Here is a 13,312-nt window from a genome sequence, read left to right on the forward strand (position 1 = left end):
CATGAACGACCCTAGGGTCGGAAGCGGACAGATCTCGCCCGGATTATTCGGGAGAAGGTCCGGAGCACCGGCCGGCCGGCTGTCGGACGGCTGCCGGACGGCCGTCCGACAGCTTCCGGACGACGAAGGAGAGCCGATGAACCACCCGGTCAGCCGCGTCCTCGCGCTGCTGGAGCTGCTCCAGGCCCGGCCGGGCCTCACCGGCGCGGAGCTGGCCGCCCGCCTGGAGGTGGACGAGCGAACGGTGCGCCGGTACGCGGCCCGGCTGGCCGACCTCGGCATCCCCGTCCAGGCCGACCGGGGCCGGTACGGCGGCTACCGGCTGCGCCCCGGCTTCCGGCTGCCACCGCTGATGCTCACCGCGGACGAGGCGGCCTCGGTGGTCCTCGGACTGCTGGCCGGGCGCCGGTCGGGGCTGTCGGTGGGCGAGCAGGCCGCCGGGTCGGCGCTCGCCAAGATCCAACGGGTGCTCCCGGCGGAGCTGCGCGAGCGGGTCGAGGCGGTGGAGCAGACGCTCGGGCTGACCTCGGCGCCCGCCGCCGGCCCGAGCCCGGCCGCCACCGCGCTGTTCGCGCTCGCCGAGGCGGCACGCCGCCGGCGCCGGGTCCGGCTCGCCTACCGTGACCGCCTGGGGGAGCCGAGCGAGCGCGACTTCGACCCGTACGGGCTGGTCTTCCATTCGGGCCGCTGGTACACCACCGGGCTGGACCACCGCAGCGGCGAGCTGCGGACCTTCCGGCTGGACCGGATCGCGACCGCCGAGCCGAGCGAGACCGGCTTCGAGCCGCCGGAGGGCTTCGACCCGGTCCAGCGGGTGATGGAGTCGCTGGCCTCGGTGCCGTGGACGCACGAGGTGGAGGTCGTCCTCACGACCACCCTCGCCGAGGCCCGGCAGCGCATCCCGCCGGTCGTCGGGACGCTCACCGGGACGGACGACGGCCGCGTCCTGCTGCGGGCCCGGGCCCAGCACCTCGACGGATTCGCGGTGATGCTGGCGGGGGTGGGCTTCCCGTTCACCGTCCGCCGTCCGGACGCGCTGCGCGGGGAGGTCCGGGCGCTCGCCGCCCGGCTCGCCGGGTGGGCCGAGCCGGGGTAGCCGGGGTAGCCGGGGTAGCCGGGGTAGCCGGGTGGGCCGAGCCGGGCTAGCCGCCCGCCGGGACCTCGCCACCGCCGCCCCGGGCACGCGGCGGCCCGACGGCCGCCGCGCCCCTCAGTGCGCGGCGGGCGCGAGTTCGTCGGTGGCCGCGTCCGTCAGGGCTCCGTCGCGCATCAGCCGCTGCGGGCGGCGGACCAGCAGGTAGCCGAGGCCCGCCAGGGTCACCAGACCGACGCCGAGCAGCGCGGCCCACACCTGGTACCAGGGCGCGCCGGGTGGTGCCAGGATGGCGCGCGGCCAGCAGATGTTGACCACCTCCAGGCCGGTCCACAGCACCGCCAGGGCGTTGATCACCGTCCCGGCGCGCCCGTAGGAGACCTGGCCGGCCGGCCGCCAGACGCCGCGCAGCCGGGCGAGCAGCGCGGCCAGGCTGAGCAGGAAGAACGGCAGGAAGGTGGCGGCCGTACCGAAGGTGATCAGACTGCCCATCGCGGTGGACTCCAGCCCGAGCGGCAGCGCGGCCGAGCTGACCACGGTGGCCGCGACCAGCCCGCCGATCGGCGCCCGGTGCCGGTTGACCCGGCGGACCTGCGAGGCGAACGGGAAGACGCCGTCCCGGGCCAGCGAGTAGAGGCCGCGGGCGGCGCCGCCCTGCGAGGCCAGCAGACAGGCGGTGAACGAGATCAGGACGACGACCACGAACGGCTTGGCCGACCAGTCGCCGAAGGCCGTGGTGACGGCGGTGGTGACCGGATCGAGGTCCTCGCCGCGCACCACGGCGGCCGGGTCGGGGTGGGCGAGTTCCACGGCGACGGCGTTGAGGATCACCACGACGCCCACGCTCAGCAGCGCCCACCACATCGCCCGCGGCACCTGCCGGCCCGCGTCCTTGGTCTCCTCGGCGGTGGAGACGCACGCGTCGAAGCCGATGAACGCCCAGCCGCCGACGGCGATCACGGCCAGGAAGGCCGCTCCGGTGGAGACCCCGGCGGTGGCCGGGGCGTCCAGCAGGTCGGTGAGCAGGCCGAAGCCGTGCGCCCGGAAGAGCAGCAGCAGCGCCAGGCCGACCAGGACGGAGGCGACCGTCTCGGCGGCGATGCCCAGCGAGACGAACCGGCGCAGCACGTTGACGCCGTAGGCGTTGACCAGGGTGCAGCAGAGCAGGAACGCCGCCGACACCAACACCAGTTGAGCGGGCGTCGGGGTCAGCCCGAAGAGCGCGAAGAACCAGGGCGAGGCCAGGTAGGCGACGGTGGTGTTGGCGAACATCACCGCGAACTGCCACATCCAGCCGGTCAGCCAGGCGAAGGTCGGCCCGGTGAGGCGGCGGCTCCACTGGTAGGCGCCGCCGGCCAGCGGCCACTGGGAGGCGAGTTCGGAGTAGACCGCCACCACCAGCATCTGGCCGAGCAGGCAGACCGGCAGCGCCCAGACCCAGGCGCCGCCGGCCACGCCGAGGCCCACCTGGCCGACGGCGTAGAGGCCGACCACCGGGGAGACGACGGCGAAGCCCATCGAGATGTTGCCGAGCACGCCGAGGCTGCGGCGCAGTTCCTGGCGGTAGCCGAGGGCGGCGAGCCGTTCGGCGTCCGTCCCGGCGGCGGCCGCCGCGGCGGTGCCGGACGTCGCGTCGCCGCCGGGGGCGGTGCCGGGCGTCTGGCCGCGGCGGGCTCTCGGGAGGTTGTCGGTCATGGGGCGTCCACCTTGCCGTCGCCCGTGGTGAACCCCTCGGACGGGCCCGCCACAGAAAACTAACTTTGTTAGTCAGGGACGGTAACCCGCCTGGCCTGGGCATGGGAAGAGTCGAGACCAGGCTGTAATACCGTGGGGCGACGCAGCGGGCAGGGAGGGGCGAAGAGCGTGGGACGACCGACCAGGGCATTGCTGAGCAGGGAGATCATCGCCAGGGCGGCGCTCGACGTGGTCGACGAACAGGGCTCCGACGGTCTCACCATGCGTGCCGTCGCCGACCGGCTCGGAGTGAAGGCGGCTTCGCTCTACAACCACGTGAGCGGCAAGGACGACCTGATCGACGGGCTCGCCCAACTCGTCAACGCCGAGATCGACCTCGGCCCGCTCGGCGGCACCGACGACGGCGACTGGCGGCCCGGCCTCACCACCTACGTCCGCGGCTACCGCGCCGCCTTCCTGCGCCACCCCCACACCATCGCGCTGCTCGCCCGCCGCCGGGTCGGGGCCGAACAGCAGCTGCTGGGCTACGAGGCCCTGCTCGGCGCGTTGGGCCGGGCCGGTCTGGCGCCCGCCGACGCCGCCGAGGCCGCGGCCGCGATCGACTACCTGGTGCTCGGCTCCGCCCTGGAGACCTTCAGCGCCGGTTTCACCCGCTCCTCGGCGGACTACCGGCCCCGCTACCCGGCGCTGGCCGACGCGCTGGAGGCCTCCGCCGAACGCGGTGGCGGCCCGGGCACCGGGGTGCCCGGGCTCGACGAGCGCGGCTTCGAACTCGCCCTGCGGCTGCTCCTGGACGGCCTCGCGGCCCGTCTCGCGGCGGCCTGACCGGATACTCCACGGTCACGGCGGCACGGTCGGACGCTGTGCGGTCACAGCGGCACAGTCGGACGGTCCCGGGACACGGTGCGGGCCGGACGGCCCGCCGTTCGGACGTGCCGGGAACGCCGGCGGGCCCGGGGGCACCTGCCACCCGGGCCTACCGCCTACCGCCTACCGCCTACCGCCTGCCGTCGCCGGCCCACCGGCACCGTGCGCGGTCCGGCCCGGGAAGTTCGGGCCCTCGCACCGTGCGGGCCGGGCGCGTCGCCGGCCCTTCCCGGTGCCCCGCACCGCCGCCGACCGGTCAGGCCTCGTGGCCGCCGTTCTGCTCCGCCGCCACCTTGCGCTTCACCTCGTCCATGTCCAGCTTGCGCGCCTGCCCGATCAGGTCCTCGAAGACCGCTTCGGGCAGCGCACCCGCCTGCGAGAAGACCAGCACACCCTCACGGATGATCGCCAGCGTCGGGATCGACTGGATGCCGAAGGCGGCGGCCAGCTCCTGCTGCGCCTCGGTGTCGACCTTGGCGAACACCAGGTCCGAGTGACGCTCGGCCGCCTTCTCGTACACCGGGGCGAACTGCCGGCACGGGCCGCACCAGGCCGCCCAGAAGTCGATGAAGACGAAGTCCTTGCCATCCTGGCCAGGGACGATGTCGTCGAAGTTCTCCTTGGTCAGCTCGACCGTGTTGCTCATCTCGCGGTTCCTGCCCTTCCGGGGGTGGCGGTTCAGGCCATCTGCCCGGCACAACCCCGACCACCCGCGCACTATTCCGAAGATTCCCGGCCGCGCGTTGAGCACCCCGCCGCCGGCGCCCGTACAGGTGGGTGTCCGCGTCAGCGCGGTACGAACAGCGCGGCCCGCGTCCGAGCGGCCGTGCGCGTCCAGCGGGGGAGAAGCACCCATGCGCAGCAACAGTCGTACCAACCGGATCGCCGTGCTCGCCGCGTCCGGGATCGCCGCGGCCGCCCTGGTGGCCGGCTGCGGGTCCTCCGGGTCCGGCGGCACGGCGGCCTCCACTCCCGCCGGCTCCGGCGCGGCCTCGACCGCGCCCGCGTCGCCGAGCGGCTCCGGCAGCCCGGCCCCCGCCGCCCTGAAGACGGCCACCGATCCCAAGCTCGGCACCATCGTGACCGACGGTGCCGGGTTCACCCTCTACCGCTTCGACCAGGACACCGCGCAGCCCCCGATGTCCCACTGCGACGGCAACTGCGCCTCGCTCTGGCCCCCCGTCCCGGCGGACGGCTCGGTCACCGTCAAGGGCATCGACAGCAAGCTGGTCGGCACCGTCACCCGGGCCGACGGCAGCAAGCAGATCACCCTGAACGGTTGGCCGGCCTACCGCTACGCGCCTGACGCGAAGCCCGGCGAGACCAAGGGCCAGGGCGTCGGCGGCGTCTGGTTCGCGCTGACCCCGGCCGGTGGCAAGGCGGGCGTCGCGAGTTCCGCGCCGAGTGCGCCCGCCACCCCCGGCGGCGGCTACTGACCCGCCCCGACGACGGTCCGGACCGGACGTGAAACCCTCGACCCGGAGGTGCGGGTGCGCGAAAATGGCGTCGTGACCGACGAGCACCGCGGTGGCGGTGCGGCCGCACGCGGCGGCGGCGCAGCCCCGGACGAAGAGCTGATGCGCGCCCTGTACCACGAGCACGCGGGGCCGCTCTTCGGCTTCGTCCTCCACCTGGTCGCGGGCGACCGCCAGCGCGCCGAGGACGTGGTGCAGGAGACGCTGGTCCGGGCCTGGCGCAACATCGACCGGCTGGACCCGGCCGGCGGCTCGCTGCGGCCGTGGCTGGTGACGGTCGCGCGACGGATCGTCATCGACGGTCACCGCAGCAGCCTGGCCCGGCCGCGGGAGGTGGACCCGGCACCGCTGGAGCTGCTGCCCGCGGCGGACGAACTCGACCGCGCGCTGCGGTTGATGACCATCTCGGAGGCGCTCGGGGACCTCTCGGAGGCCCATCGGCAGGTCGTCGTGGAAACCTACTTCAAGGGCCGCACGGTGAACGAGGCGGCCGCCGAACTCGGCATCCCGGCCGGTACCGTACGGTCGCGGGTCTTCTACGCACTGCGCTCGCTCAAGCTCGCGCTGGAGGAACGGGGAGTGACATCGTGACATCGTCCGAGCCCGGACCGACCGGCCCCGAGCAGGGCCGCGCCCCCGGTGGCGAGCACCTGGACGTCGGTGCCTACGTCCTCGGCCTGCTCGACCCGGCCGAGCACGTCGCGTTCGCGGCGCACCTGGCCGACTGCCCGCAGTGCACCCGCGAAGTGGCCGAACTCGGCTTCATGGAGCCGATGCTGGCCGAGTACGCGGCCTCCGCCGAGGCTGCCGGGATCGATCCGGCCGGGTCGGCGCCCCGGCCGGACGACCGGCTGCTGGACCGCTTGGTCACCGAGGTCTCGGCGGGCCGTCGCCGGGGGAGGGTCCGGCGGCTGGTCCTGGTCGCGGTCGCGGCGGTCCTGGTGGTGGCCGGCCCGGCCGTCACCGCCGTGGTGGTGACGGCGGACTCCACTCCCGGCGTGGTCGCCGTCGCCGCCCAGCAGTTCGCCGCCACCGACCCGACCACCGGCGCCCATGCCGTCGTCGGCGTCGACGGCAAGGGGTGGGGCAGCCAGGTCAGCCTCGAACTCTCCAACGTCCGGGGCCCGTTGAGCTGTGACCTGGTCGCGGTCTCGCACACCGGCGAGCGCCAGACGGTGACCACCTGGAGCGTCCCGGCCACCGGCTACGGGACCACCGGCGCCGGGCCGGCGGCGCTGCGGACCACCGGCGGCACGGGCCTCCGGCCCACCGACATCGACCGCTTCGAGGTCCGCACGCTGGACGGTGCCACCGTCCTGGTCACCGTCCCGGTGCACCCGGCCTGAGCGGGGGCGGTCCCAGGGGCCGGTCGATCGCTCCACGGCTCCGAGGGCCTACGACTCCTCGGCCAGGGCCGGCGTGCGGGCCAGGGCGGCCACCAGCGGCCTGCGGTGGCCGGGGAGTTGCCGTGCGGCCAAGGTGCCGCCCGGCCGCCGGAAGCCGGTGAGGTCGCGTTCCGTTCCGGCGAGCAGGCGGCGCAGCTCGGCGAGCGGCAGTTCGATGGCGCGGCCGCCCCCGGCGGAGGTGCCGGGCGTCAAGCGGACCGTCGTGCCGCCGTCCGCCGTGCCCCCGTCCGCCGTGCTCATCGTGGCGTTCAGTGCGAGGAAGCCGTGGGGCAGGTAGTCGCCGACGGGCCAGAGGGCGAAGGCGTCGCGGCCGGGAGTCTCCAGGACGGGCCGAGTCTCGATCACCGGGGGAGTCTGCCGGATCCGCGGCTGGTCCCGTTCCCCTCTTTACCCGGGCTGTGCCGACCGCGGGTGCCCCGCCGCCGCGGTCGGCACAGCCGTGGCACCCCGTCTCACGATCCGGCCGCGGCGGCGATCCGGGTCAGGGCGCGGGCGCAGCGGCGCGCGAAGAGCCGTTGGCCCAGCGGGAGCAGGGGGCCGGCGAGGTGCGCGAACCAGCTGTCCGGGCGGCTGAACGCGTTGACGGTGAACCAGACCGCCTTGTCCGGTCCCATCTCGACCAGGAAGGTCTCCTCGCCGGCCGCGAGGTGGCCGTGCCGGGTGCCGTACGCGAAGCCGTGGCGATCGGGACCGTCCGCGGTCCAGATCACCCGGCAGGGGGCGCCGACGCGCAGCGGGCCGAGGCCGATGGCGCAGGTGACGGCGGTGCCGGGGGTGGCCCGAGCGGCTTCGGCGGTGATCCGGACGCCGGCGGCGCGGTGCATCCGCCAGTCGAGCACGGCGGCTCCGGTGGCGTCCAGGGCGGCCCGGCCGTGGCCGATCAGGGCGCGGTGGCGGAGGTGGCGGTAGCCGGTGGGCAGGGGACGGCCGGGGACGGTGCTGTCACCGGTCTCCTCGTAGCTGAGGTCGGTGACCGGGGAGTGGTTCATCGCAGGGCTTCCTCGGGGTGTCGGTGGGGGAGCGGGCCAGGGTCCGCGGGCTCGGCGAGGCGGCGCCGGGCGAGCAGGGAGCAGAGCGCGAAACCGAGCGCGTTGCCGACGCCGTGGGTGGCGGCCATCCAGGCGAGGGTGGGGTGGGGGAGCCCGGACGCCTCGCCCAGCGCCCACCAGAGGGCGAGCAGCATGGTGGCGGCGAGGACGGCGGAGGCGAGCCCGAGCAGCGCGGCGGTCCGCCGGTCGGCGGTGCGGAGCCGCAGGTCGCGCCAGGTGAGCAGGCCGATCAGCCACATCCCGGTGGTGAGCACGACGGCTCCGGCGAGTTCGGCCCAGTCGTCGACGAAGTAGCCGGCCAGCACCAGCAGGGTCCCGAGCGGCACGCTGAGCGCGGCCCAGCGGGCGGCGGCGCTCGTCGGCGAGGCGCGGCAGACCAGCCCGGCGACCAGGGCGGCCGTGAAACCGGCGTAGTGGAAGTGCGGCACGGTCAGCGCCAGGATGTCGAGGTCGAAGCCGAGGAGCCGGTGGCCCGAGCGTTCCGCGACCAGGGCGAGGCCGGCCACCGACGGGGTGCCCAGGGCGGTGAGCACGGCGATCTCGTGCGGCGCCGTCGAGCGGGTACGGGCGAGCCGGACCGGTACCCGGGCGGCGAGGGCGAGGGTGCCGAGCGCGTAGAGGGTGGCGCAGCCGGCGGCCGGGCCCCCGCGCGGCAGCCAGAGCGAGAGCGCCCCGGGGACGGCGGCCAGCGGCCAGAGCCGGCGGACGCGGGCCAGCCCGGGTTCGTCGATCAGGGTCAGGCCGAGGGGGATCACGGCGCCCATACCGAGCAGGACGAGCAGGTTGACCAGCTCCGCGGTGCCTGTGCCCATGACGGCCGCACCCTCCTTGAACGCGTTCAAACTCTTGCGTCCGTGACTGTACGCCGATCGATTGAACGTGTTCAAGTCCGCCCGGAGTCGTCTCCTCTGGTGTTCGCGGCGGGGGCGGCGCACCCTGGAGGAGGAATCCCCGGAGGTGATCCGCCATGCAGACACTCGTCGGTTGGCACATCGAGATGGAGTTCCGCGAGGAGGGGTCGCGGACGGCCGCCGCCGCCCTGCTGAGGCTCGGCGACGGGTCGGAGATCCGCGCCCACGGCTACACCAGCCGCCACCCGTCGGATCCGGAGCAGCTGCGCGTCGGCGAGGAGATCGCCGCCGCCCGGGCGCTCAACGATCTCGCCTCGCAGCTTCTCACCAAGGCGCACGGCGAGATCCAGGAGGTCAGCCCGGTCCCGACCCACCCGCTGTCGTGACGGCGCCGGACGCCGGCGGTGGCCCCGCCGCCGAGGAACCCCGGAGGACGCGGATCCCGCTGATCTGCCCGCGCTGCGGGCACGAGCAGCAGGTCGTCCCCGGCGGTCCCGGCCGGGCGGTGCGGGTGGTGCACGTCGGGACCGGCCGGGAGGCCTGCGAGCCGGGCGACCTCGCCACGGCCCCGGGCGACGTGACCTGAGCGCGCACGGGCGGGGGTGGGTGCGGCGCGCGGAAACCGGACCCGCGCGGCGCTGAACGCCGCTCGCCCCCGACCCGCCGTGAGACGGTCGACGAGCCGGGGCCGACGGGAGTCATCTCGCGGGGGCGACCTCGTGGGCGCGCTCCCGGCCGGCGCCGCGCCGTGCGCCGGGCGGGAGCGGTACCCTCGCGACCCCCGACGAAGCGACGCGGTCCCGTCCTAGTTCGGGCAGTACGTCGTCGGCAGTTGCCACTCCGGCCCGATCAGCCGCCGCTCCCACCGGTCGAGCGTGATCCGGATGCCGACCGTCCCGGACAGGCCGAGCCGGATCCGGCTGCGGGCCAGGGCGATCAGCGCCGTCATGCCGTACTTGTTGATCAGCGAGGTGCGGTAGCGCGCCGTGGCGTCCTCGTCGCAGACCGCCGCGCGGGCGGGGAGCTGGCGGCCGGTCGGGCGCCCGTGGGCGTCGCACGGGCCGACCAGCACCGTGGGGTGGCGGCGGATGCGCTCGGCCTCGCCGGAGTGGGTCGGGGTCCAGATGCCGAGGGCCGTGCCGTCGGCCACCACCCAGATCGTCGAGCGCCGTTGGCTGCCGTCCTCGTCGAAGGTGGTGAGCAGGAGGTGCCGGGCGTCGGCGAGCCGGTCGGTACGGTCGTGCACGATGTCCTCCCTGTTCAGGGCCGGGCGGGGCGCGGGCCGCCGTCGCGGGGCCGGTGGCCGTCGGCCGCCGGTGCTCCCGTGGGGCTCCCCGGCGGTGGGCCGGGGGATCCGGGCACCCTCGCTCGTGCGGTGCGCGGGGTGGTCCGGCACGGACGCGGGCGAGCGCGCCGGCCGGGCGGGCGACACCATTCTCGTCCACGGGGGCCGGGAGTTCGAGGGGGCGGGGCCGCCGGTAGCGACGAGGCCGCCGCCGCTGCCGTCGGCGCGAGGCCCCCTCTCCGGTGGGGGATCCACGCGTGCTCCGCCCCGGAGACGGCGAACGGCCCGCCCGGTGTCGAAACACCGGACGGGCCGCCACGCACCCTCTGTGTGTACCCCGCGGGGTCAGTGCACCAGCACCGGCACCTCGTTGCTCTCCGTCGCGCCCGAGCCCGTCGCCGCCTGGTCGGGGCGGCCGGCGTTGATCAGCGCGAAGGCGATCGCGGCGGCCGCGACCAGGATGCCGAAGGACCACCAGATCGCGGTCGAGAAGCCGTGCACCATGCCCTGGAACTGCACCGCCTGAGCGGCGGCCGGGCTGGTCGCGGCGGCCGCGTGGGAGGCCAGCCAGGTCGCCGTGGCGCTGGCCGCGATGGTGTTCAGGAGCGCGGTGCCGATGGCGCCGCCGACCTGCTGCGAGGTGTTGACCATCGCGGACGCCACACCCGCGTCACGCGGCTCGACACCGTGCGTGGCCAGGCTCATCGCGGGCATGAACGCGGTGCCCATGCCGAGGCCCATCAGGATCAGGCCGGGCAGGATCAGCGCCGGGTACGAGGTGTCCAGGTCGATCTGGGTGAGGATCAGCATGCCGACCGAGGCGACCAGGAAGCCGGGTGCCATCAGGTAGCGCGCCGGCACGCGGGTCATCAGCCGGGCGCCGATCTGGGTCGAGCCGGTGATCATGCCCGCCACCATCGGGAGGAAGGCGACGCCGGTCAGCACCGGGCTGTAGCCGAGCACGATCTGCAGGTAGTAGGTCAGGAACAGGAACAGACCGAACATGCCGATCACGGCCAGGCCGAGCGACAGGTAGACCCCGCCGCGGTTGCGGTCCAGGACGACCCGCAGCGGCAGCAGCGGCGCCTTGACCTTCAGCTCGACCAGGGCGAACGCGGCCAGCAGCACGGCGGCGGCGACGAACAGGCCCAGCGTGATGCCGGAGGTCCAGCCGTCCGACTCGGCGCGGGTGAAGGCGTAGACCAGGGCGACCAGGCCGGTGGTGACCAGCAGCACGCCGGGGATGTCCAGACGGTTGCGGTTGCGGCCCTGGGCGGGCTCCCGGATCACCATGACGGCGCCGACGGCGGCGACCACGGCGAACGGGATGTTGACGAAGAAGGTCCAGCGCCAGTTCATGTACTCGGTGAGCAGGCCGCCGAGGATCAGGCCGATCGCGCCGCCACCGCCGGCGATGGCGCCGTAGATGCCGAACGCCTTGGCGCGCTCCTTGGCCTCGGTGAACATCACGGCCAGCAGCGAGAGCGCGGCCGGTGCGAGCAGCGCGCCGAACACGCCCTGCAGGGCGCGGGCGCCGAGCAGCATGGCGGTGTTGGCGGCGGCGCCGCCCAGCGCGGAGGCGAGGGCGAAGCCGGTGAGGCCGACCACGAAGGTCCGCTTGCGGCCCCACAGGTCGGCGATCCGGCCGCCGAACAGCAGCAGGCCACCGAAGGCCAGCGCGTAGGCGGTGATCACCCACTGGCGGTTGCCGTCGGTGATGCCGAGGTCCTTCTGGGCGGACGGCAGGGCGATGTTCACGATGGTGGCGTCGAGGACGACCATCAGCTGGGCGAGGCCGATGAATATCAGGGCCTTCCAGCGCCGCGGATCGGGCTGGGTGTCCGGCAGGGCATCGGTTTTTGGCATGACGGTACTCACTTCGGGGTGCTGTGCGTGCGGATCAGGAGTCGGTCGGTGGTGCGGGGCGGGCATGGCCGGCCGCGACCGCCGGTGCGGCCGTGGACCGGCGGGGCCGCCGGTCAGCGCTGGGGCTGTGAAGGTCAGTGGTCGGGGTGGAAGTCCTCGAAGGTCGCGGCCCGGCCGGGCAGGATCGATCGGGCGGGCGCCCGCAGGCCGTCCAGGAACAGCTGCAGGTGGCGGTGGACGAACTCGTCGAGGAGTCCGCAGGAGGTGCCCGGCAGGGGCCGGGCGAGCTGGCTCATCGCGATGAACAGGTCACCGGGATCGACGTCCGCCCGCAGCTCGCCGGCCTCCTTGGCGCGCGTCATGAGGTCGCCGACGGCGGCCTGCAGTCGCTCACGGGCGTCCACGAGCTCGGGGTCGAAGGGGTCGACCCGGTTGGTGAGGATCGGGCAGAGCGCGCCGATCTTCTCCTCCACCGTGCCGTGGGTGAAGCGCTGGAGGGCGTCGAACGGGCCGGAACCCTCCGCCGTCGCCGATTCGGCGATGGCCAGGATACGGCCCTTGATGAGCAGCGCCACCTCGCGGATCAGCGCCGAGCGGTCCGGGAAGTTCCGGTACAGCGTGGCGTTGCCGACGCCGGCCCGCTTGGCGATCTCGTCCAGCGGCGCGTCCGCGCCGTGCTCGACGAGGACGTCCCGCGCCGCCAACAGGATCCGCTCACGGTTGCGTGTCGCGTCCGCACGCAGCTTCGGCGTCCGGACGGGCTCCGTGCTGCGGGCCGGTGCGGCGGTGCTGCTGCTCACTGCTCTGCTCCTCCCGGGGGAGCGGGGAAAGTTTCCCCGCTTAGGCCTACGAAGGAGCAAACGGGGATTCCGTCCCCGGAAATTCCCCTCCCGAGGTGACCTGTGTCACATCGCGTGCGCGGGTCTTCCGGTGGGGGTGGGGGCGCGTCGAGGTGGAGGTGCGTCGAGGTGCGAGGTGCGAGGTGCGCGGTGCGCGTCCGCTCGGCCCGGGCCCGCCGCTCGCGCGGGCGGTCGGGCGGACGGTCGGGTGATCGCCCGGCGGGTGGGGCGTCCAGTGGGTGGGGCGGCCGGCCGGTGGAACGCCCGGCCGGTCAGACCGCCGCCGGATGGCGCAGCGGGATCTCGAAGTGGACGGTGGCGACGCCGGGCCCGTGCTCGCCGCTCGGCCGGGCGTCGTACACCTCCTCGGCGAGGCTGCGCCAGAACGACTCGGCGCCGGGGATCGCCGTGTTGGTGTGCAGGTAGAGCCGCCGGTAGCCGCCCTCGCTCGCGGCGAACTCGCAGGCCCGGCGTACCAGCTCGCGGGCGAGGCCGTGTCGGCGGTGCTCGGCCCGGACATAGACCCGGACGAGCTGGGCGGTGGTCCCGCAGGGGTAGCGCTCGACCAGCTCGCGCGGGTGCGGGGGGTGGGCGGGCCCGCTGGAGTGCAGTGCGGTGGTGGCGACCACCTCGCCGCGACGGGTGGCGACCAGCAGGGCGTGCCGGGGGTGGTCGAGGTAGTGCCCCTGGAGGTCGACCACGTCGGCATGCCAGGCGGGGACGTAGCCGTAGCCGAACTCGCGGTAGAACGTGTCCAGGATCAGCCGGCGCGCACCGGGCACGTCCTCGGGTCGGGCATGCCTGATCTCATAGGCGGCCTGACGATCCATCAGATAACTCCACTGGTCGGATCGGGGGTGGGTTCCCGCCACCCTACATGAAAACG

The 13,312-nt window shown here is 74.6% G+C and carries 16 protein-coding genes; 7 read left to right on the forward strand and 9 right to left on the reverse strand.

Going from position 1 to position 13,312, the window contains the following annotated elements:
- The first annotated feature begins 136 nt into the window (after positions 1-136).
- Positions 137-1,096, forward strand: coding sequence for a helix-turn-helix transcriptional regulator (locus ACFXHB_RS08185; protein ID WP_380573001.1), 960 nt, complete (start codon positions 137-139; stop codon positions 1,094-1,096).
- A 114-nt stretch (positions 1,097-1,210) separates the two neighbouring features.
- On the opposite strand, the gene ACFXHB_RS08190 is transcribed toward ACFXHB_RS08185, so the two are convergent.
- On the reverse strand, positions 1,211-2,788 hold the full coding sequence (locus ACFXHB_RS08190) for an APC family permease (protein WP_380573002.1): 1,578 nt from the start codon (positions 2,786-2,788) through the stop codon (positions 1,211-1,213).
- 168 nt (positions 2,789-2,956) lie between these two features.
- Between ACFXHB_RS08190 and ACFXHB_RS08195 the strand changes: the two genes are divergently transcribed.
- Positions 2,957-3,613, forward strand: coding sequence for a TetR/AcrR family transcriptional regulator (locus tag ACFXHB_RS08195; RefSeq protein ID WP_380573003.1), 657 nt, complete (start codon positions 2,957-2,959; stop codon positions 3,611-3,613).
- 298 nt (positions 3,614-3,911) lie between these two features.
- On the opposite strand, the gene trxA is transcribed toward ACFXHB_RS08195, so the two are convergent.
- Complete coding sequence (trxA, locus tag ACFXHB_RS08200) at positions 3,912-4,301, reverse strand: thioredoxin (protein WP_380573004.1); 390 nt, start codon at positions 4,299-4,301, stop codon at positions 3,912-3,914.
- Between the two features lie 208 nt (positions 4,302-4,509).
- Here trxA and ACFXHB_RS08205 point away from each other — a divergent pair, with 208 nt between their 5' ends.
- From ACFXHB_RS08205 to ACFXHB_RS08215, 3 genes are all read left to right on the forward strand, one after another.
- On the forward strand, positions 4,510-5,091 hold the full coding sequence (locus tag ACFXHB_RS08205) for a hypothetical protein (RefSeq protein WP_380573005.1): 582 nt from the start codon (positions 4,510-4,512) through the stop codon (positions 5,089-5,091).
- A 72-nt stretch (positions 5,092-5,163) separates the two neighbouring features.
- Positions 5,164-5,721: a sigma-70 family RNA polymerase sigma factor gene (locus tag ACFXHB_RS08210; RefSeq protein WP_380573006.1), complete on the forward strand. Its 558-nt coding sequence runs from the start codon at positions 5,164-5,166 to the stop codon at positions 5,719-5,721.
- Positions 5,718-6,476 carry an anti-sigma factor family protein gene (locus tag ACFXHB_RS08215; RefSeq protein WP_380573007.1) on the forward strand — a complete coding sequence of 253 codons (759 nt, stop codon included), beginning with the start codon at positions 5,718-5,720 and terminating at the stop codon, positions 6,474-6,476. Before ACFXHB_RS08210 ends, ACFXHB_RS08215 begins: the two co-directional genes overlap by 4 nt.
- 48 nt (positions 6,477-6,524) lie before the next feature.
- Here ACFXHB_RS08215 and ACFXHB_RS08220 read toward each other — a convergent pair whose 3' ends face one another.
- The 3 genes from ACFXHB_RS08220 to ACFXHB_RS08230 all read right to left on the reverse strand — a co-directional run bounded on the left by ACFXHB_RS08220 (position 6,525) and on the right by ACFXHB_RS08230 (position 8,397).
- A complete protein-coding gene (locus tag ACFXHB_RS08220; protein ID WP_380573008.1) occupies positions 6,525-6,881 on the reverse strand; it encodes a hypothetical protein in 357 nt (118 codons plus the stop codon).
- A gap of 107 nt (positions 6,882-6,988) precedes the next feature.
- Positions 6,989-7,525: a DUF1990 family protein gene (locus tag ACFXHB_RS08225; RefSeq protein ID WP_380573009.1), complete on the reverse strand. Its 537-nt coding sequence runs from the start codon at positions 7,523-7,525 to the stop codon at positions 6,989-6,991.
- Complete coding sequence (locus ACFXHB_RS08230; RefSeq protein ID WP_380573010.1) at positions 7,522-8,397, reverse strand: YndJ family protein; 876 nt, start codon at positions 8,395-8,397, stop codon at positions 7,522-7,524. The genes ACFXHB_RS08225 and ACFXHB_RS08230 overlap by 4 nt, the downstream gene beginning before the upstream one ends.
- Before the next feature lie 155 nt (positions 8,398-8,552).
- Here ACFXHB_RS08230 and ACFXHB_RS08235 point away from each other — a divergent pair, with 155 nt between their 5' ends.
- Entirely contained in the window at positions 8,553-8,822 is a 270-nt protein-coding gene (locus tag ACFXHB_RS08235) for a DUF1876 domain-containing protein (protein WP_380573011.1), read from the forward strand.
- Complete coding sequence (locus ACFXHB_RS08240) at positions 8,819-9,022, forward strand: hypothetical protein (RefSeq protein WP_380573012.1); 204 nt, start codon at positions 8,819-8,821, stop codon at positions 9,020-9,022. The genes ACFXHB_RS08235 and ACFXHB_RS08240 overlap by 4 nt, the downstream gene beginning before the upstream one ends.
- Before the next feature lie 219 nt (positions 9,023-9,241).
- On the opposite strand, the gene ACFXHB_RS08245 is transcribed toward ACFXHB_RS08240, so the two are convergent.
- The 4 genes from ACFXHB_RS08245 to ACFXHB_RS08260 all read right to left on the reverse strand — a co-directional run bounded on the left by ACFXHB_RS08245 (position 9,242) and on the right by ACFXHB_RS08260 (position 13,256).
- The gene (locus ACFXHB_RS08245) at positions 9,242-9,682 is read right to left on the reverse strand and encodes a PPOX class F420-dependent oxidoreductase (protein ID WP_380573013.1); all 441 of its coding nucleotides are present in this window, start codon (positions 9,680-9,682) and stop codon (positions 9,242-9,244) included.
- A gap of 384 nt (positions 9,683-10,066) precedes the next feature.
- Positions 10,067-11,587 (reverse strand): MFS transporter, encoded by a 1,521-nt coding sequence (locus ACFXHB_RS08250; RefSeq protein ID WP_380573014.1) that lies wholly within the window; start codon positions 11,585-11,587, stop codon positions 10,067-10,069.
- Between the two features lie 134 nt (positions 11,588-11,721).
- A complete protein-coding gene (locus ACFXHB_RS08255) occupies positions 11,722-12,387 on the reverse strand; it encodes a TetR/AcrR family transcriptional regulator (protein WP_380573015.1) in 666 nt (221 codons plus the stop codon).
- Between the two features lie 311 nt (positions 12,388-12,698).
- Positions 12,699-13,256: a GNAT family N-acetyltransferase gene (locus ACFXHB_RS08260; RefSeq protein WP_380573016.1), complete on the reverse strand. Its 558-nt coding sequence runs from the start codon at positions 13,254-13,256 to the stop codon at positions 12,699-12,701.
- Between the last annotated feature and the right edge of the window lie 56 nt (positions 13,257-13,312).

The organism is Kitasatospora sp. NPDC059327, assembly GCF_042752535.1.
Classification (GTDB): Bacteria; Actinomycetota; Actinomycetes; order Streptomycetales; family Streptomycetaceae; genus Kitasatospora.

What these genes read in the sequence shown, in the direction of transcription:
- ACFXHB_RS08185 (WP_380573001.1), top strand. Translation starts at nt 137, where the DNA reads ATGAACCACCCGGTCAGCCGCGTCCTCGCGCTGCTGGAGCTGCTCCAG.
- ACFXHB_RS08190 (WP_380573002.1), bottom strand. Translation starts at nt 2,788, where the DNA reads ATGACCGACAACCTCCCGAGAGCCCGCCGCGGCCAGACGCCCGGCACC.
- trxA (WP_380573004.1), bottom strand. Translation starts at nt 4,301, where the DNA reads ATGAGCAACACGGTCGAGCTGACCAAGGAGAACTTCGACGACATCGTC.
- ACFXHB_RS08205 (WP_380573005.1), top strand. Translation starts at nt 4,510, where the DNA reads ATGCGCAGCAACAGTCGTACCAACCGGATCGCCGTGCTCGCCGCGTCC.
- ACFXHB_RS08225 (WP_380573009.1), bottom strand. Translation starts at nt 7,525, where the DNA reads ATGAACCACTCCCCGGTCACCGACCTCAGCTACGAGGAGACCGGTGAC.
- ACFXHB_RS08230 (WP_380573010.1), bottom strand. Translation starts at nt 8,397, where the DNA reads ATGGGCACAGGCACCGCGGAGCTGGTCAACCTGCTCGTCCTGCTCGGT.
- ACFXHB_RS08235 (WP_380573011.1), top strand. Translation starts at nt 8,553, where the DNA reads ATGCAGACACTCGTCGGTTGGCACATCGAGATGGAGTTCCGCGAGGAG.
- ACFXHB_RS08250 (WP_380573014.1), bottom strand. Translation starts at nt 11,587, where the DNA reads ATGCCAAAAACCGATGCCCTGCCGGACACCCAGCCCGATCCGCGGCGC.
- ACFXHB_RS08260 (WP_380573016.1), bottom strand. Translation starts at nt 13,256, where the DNA reads ATGGATCGTCAGGCCGCCTATGAGATCAGGCATGCCCGACCCGAGGAC.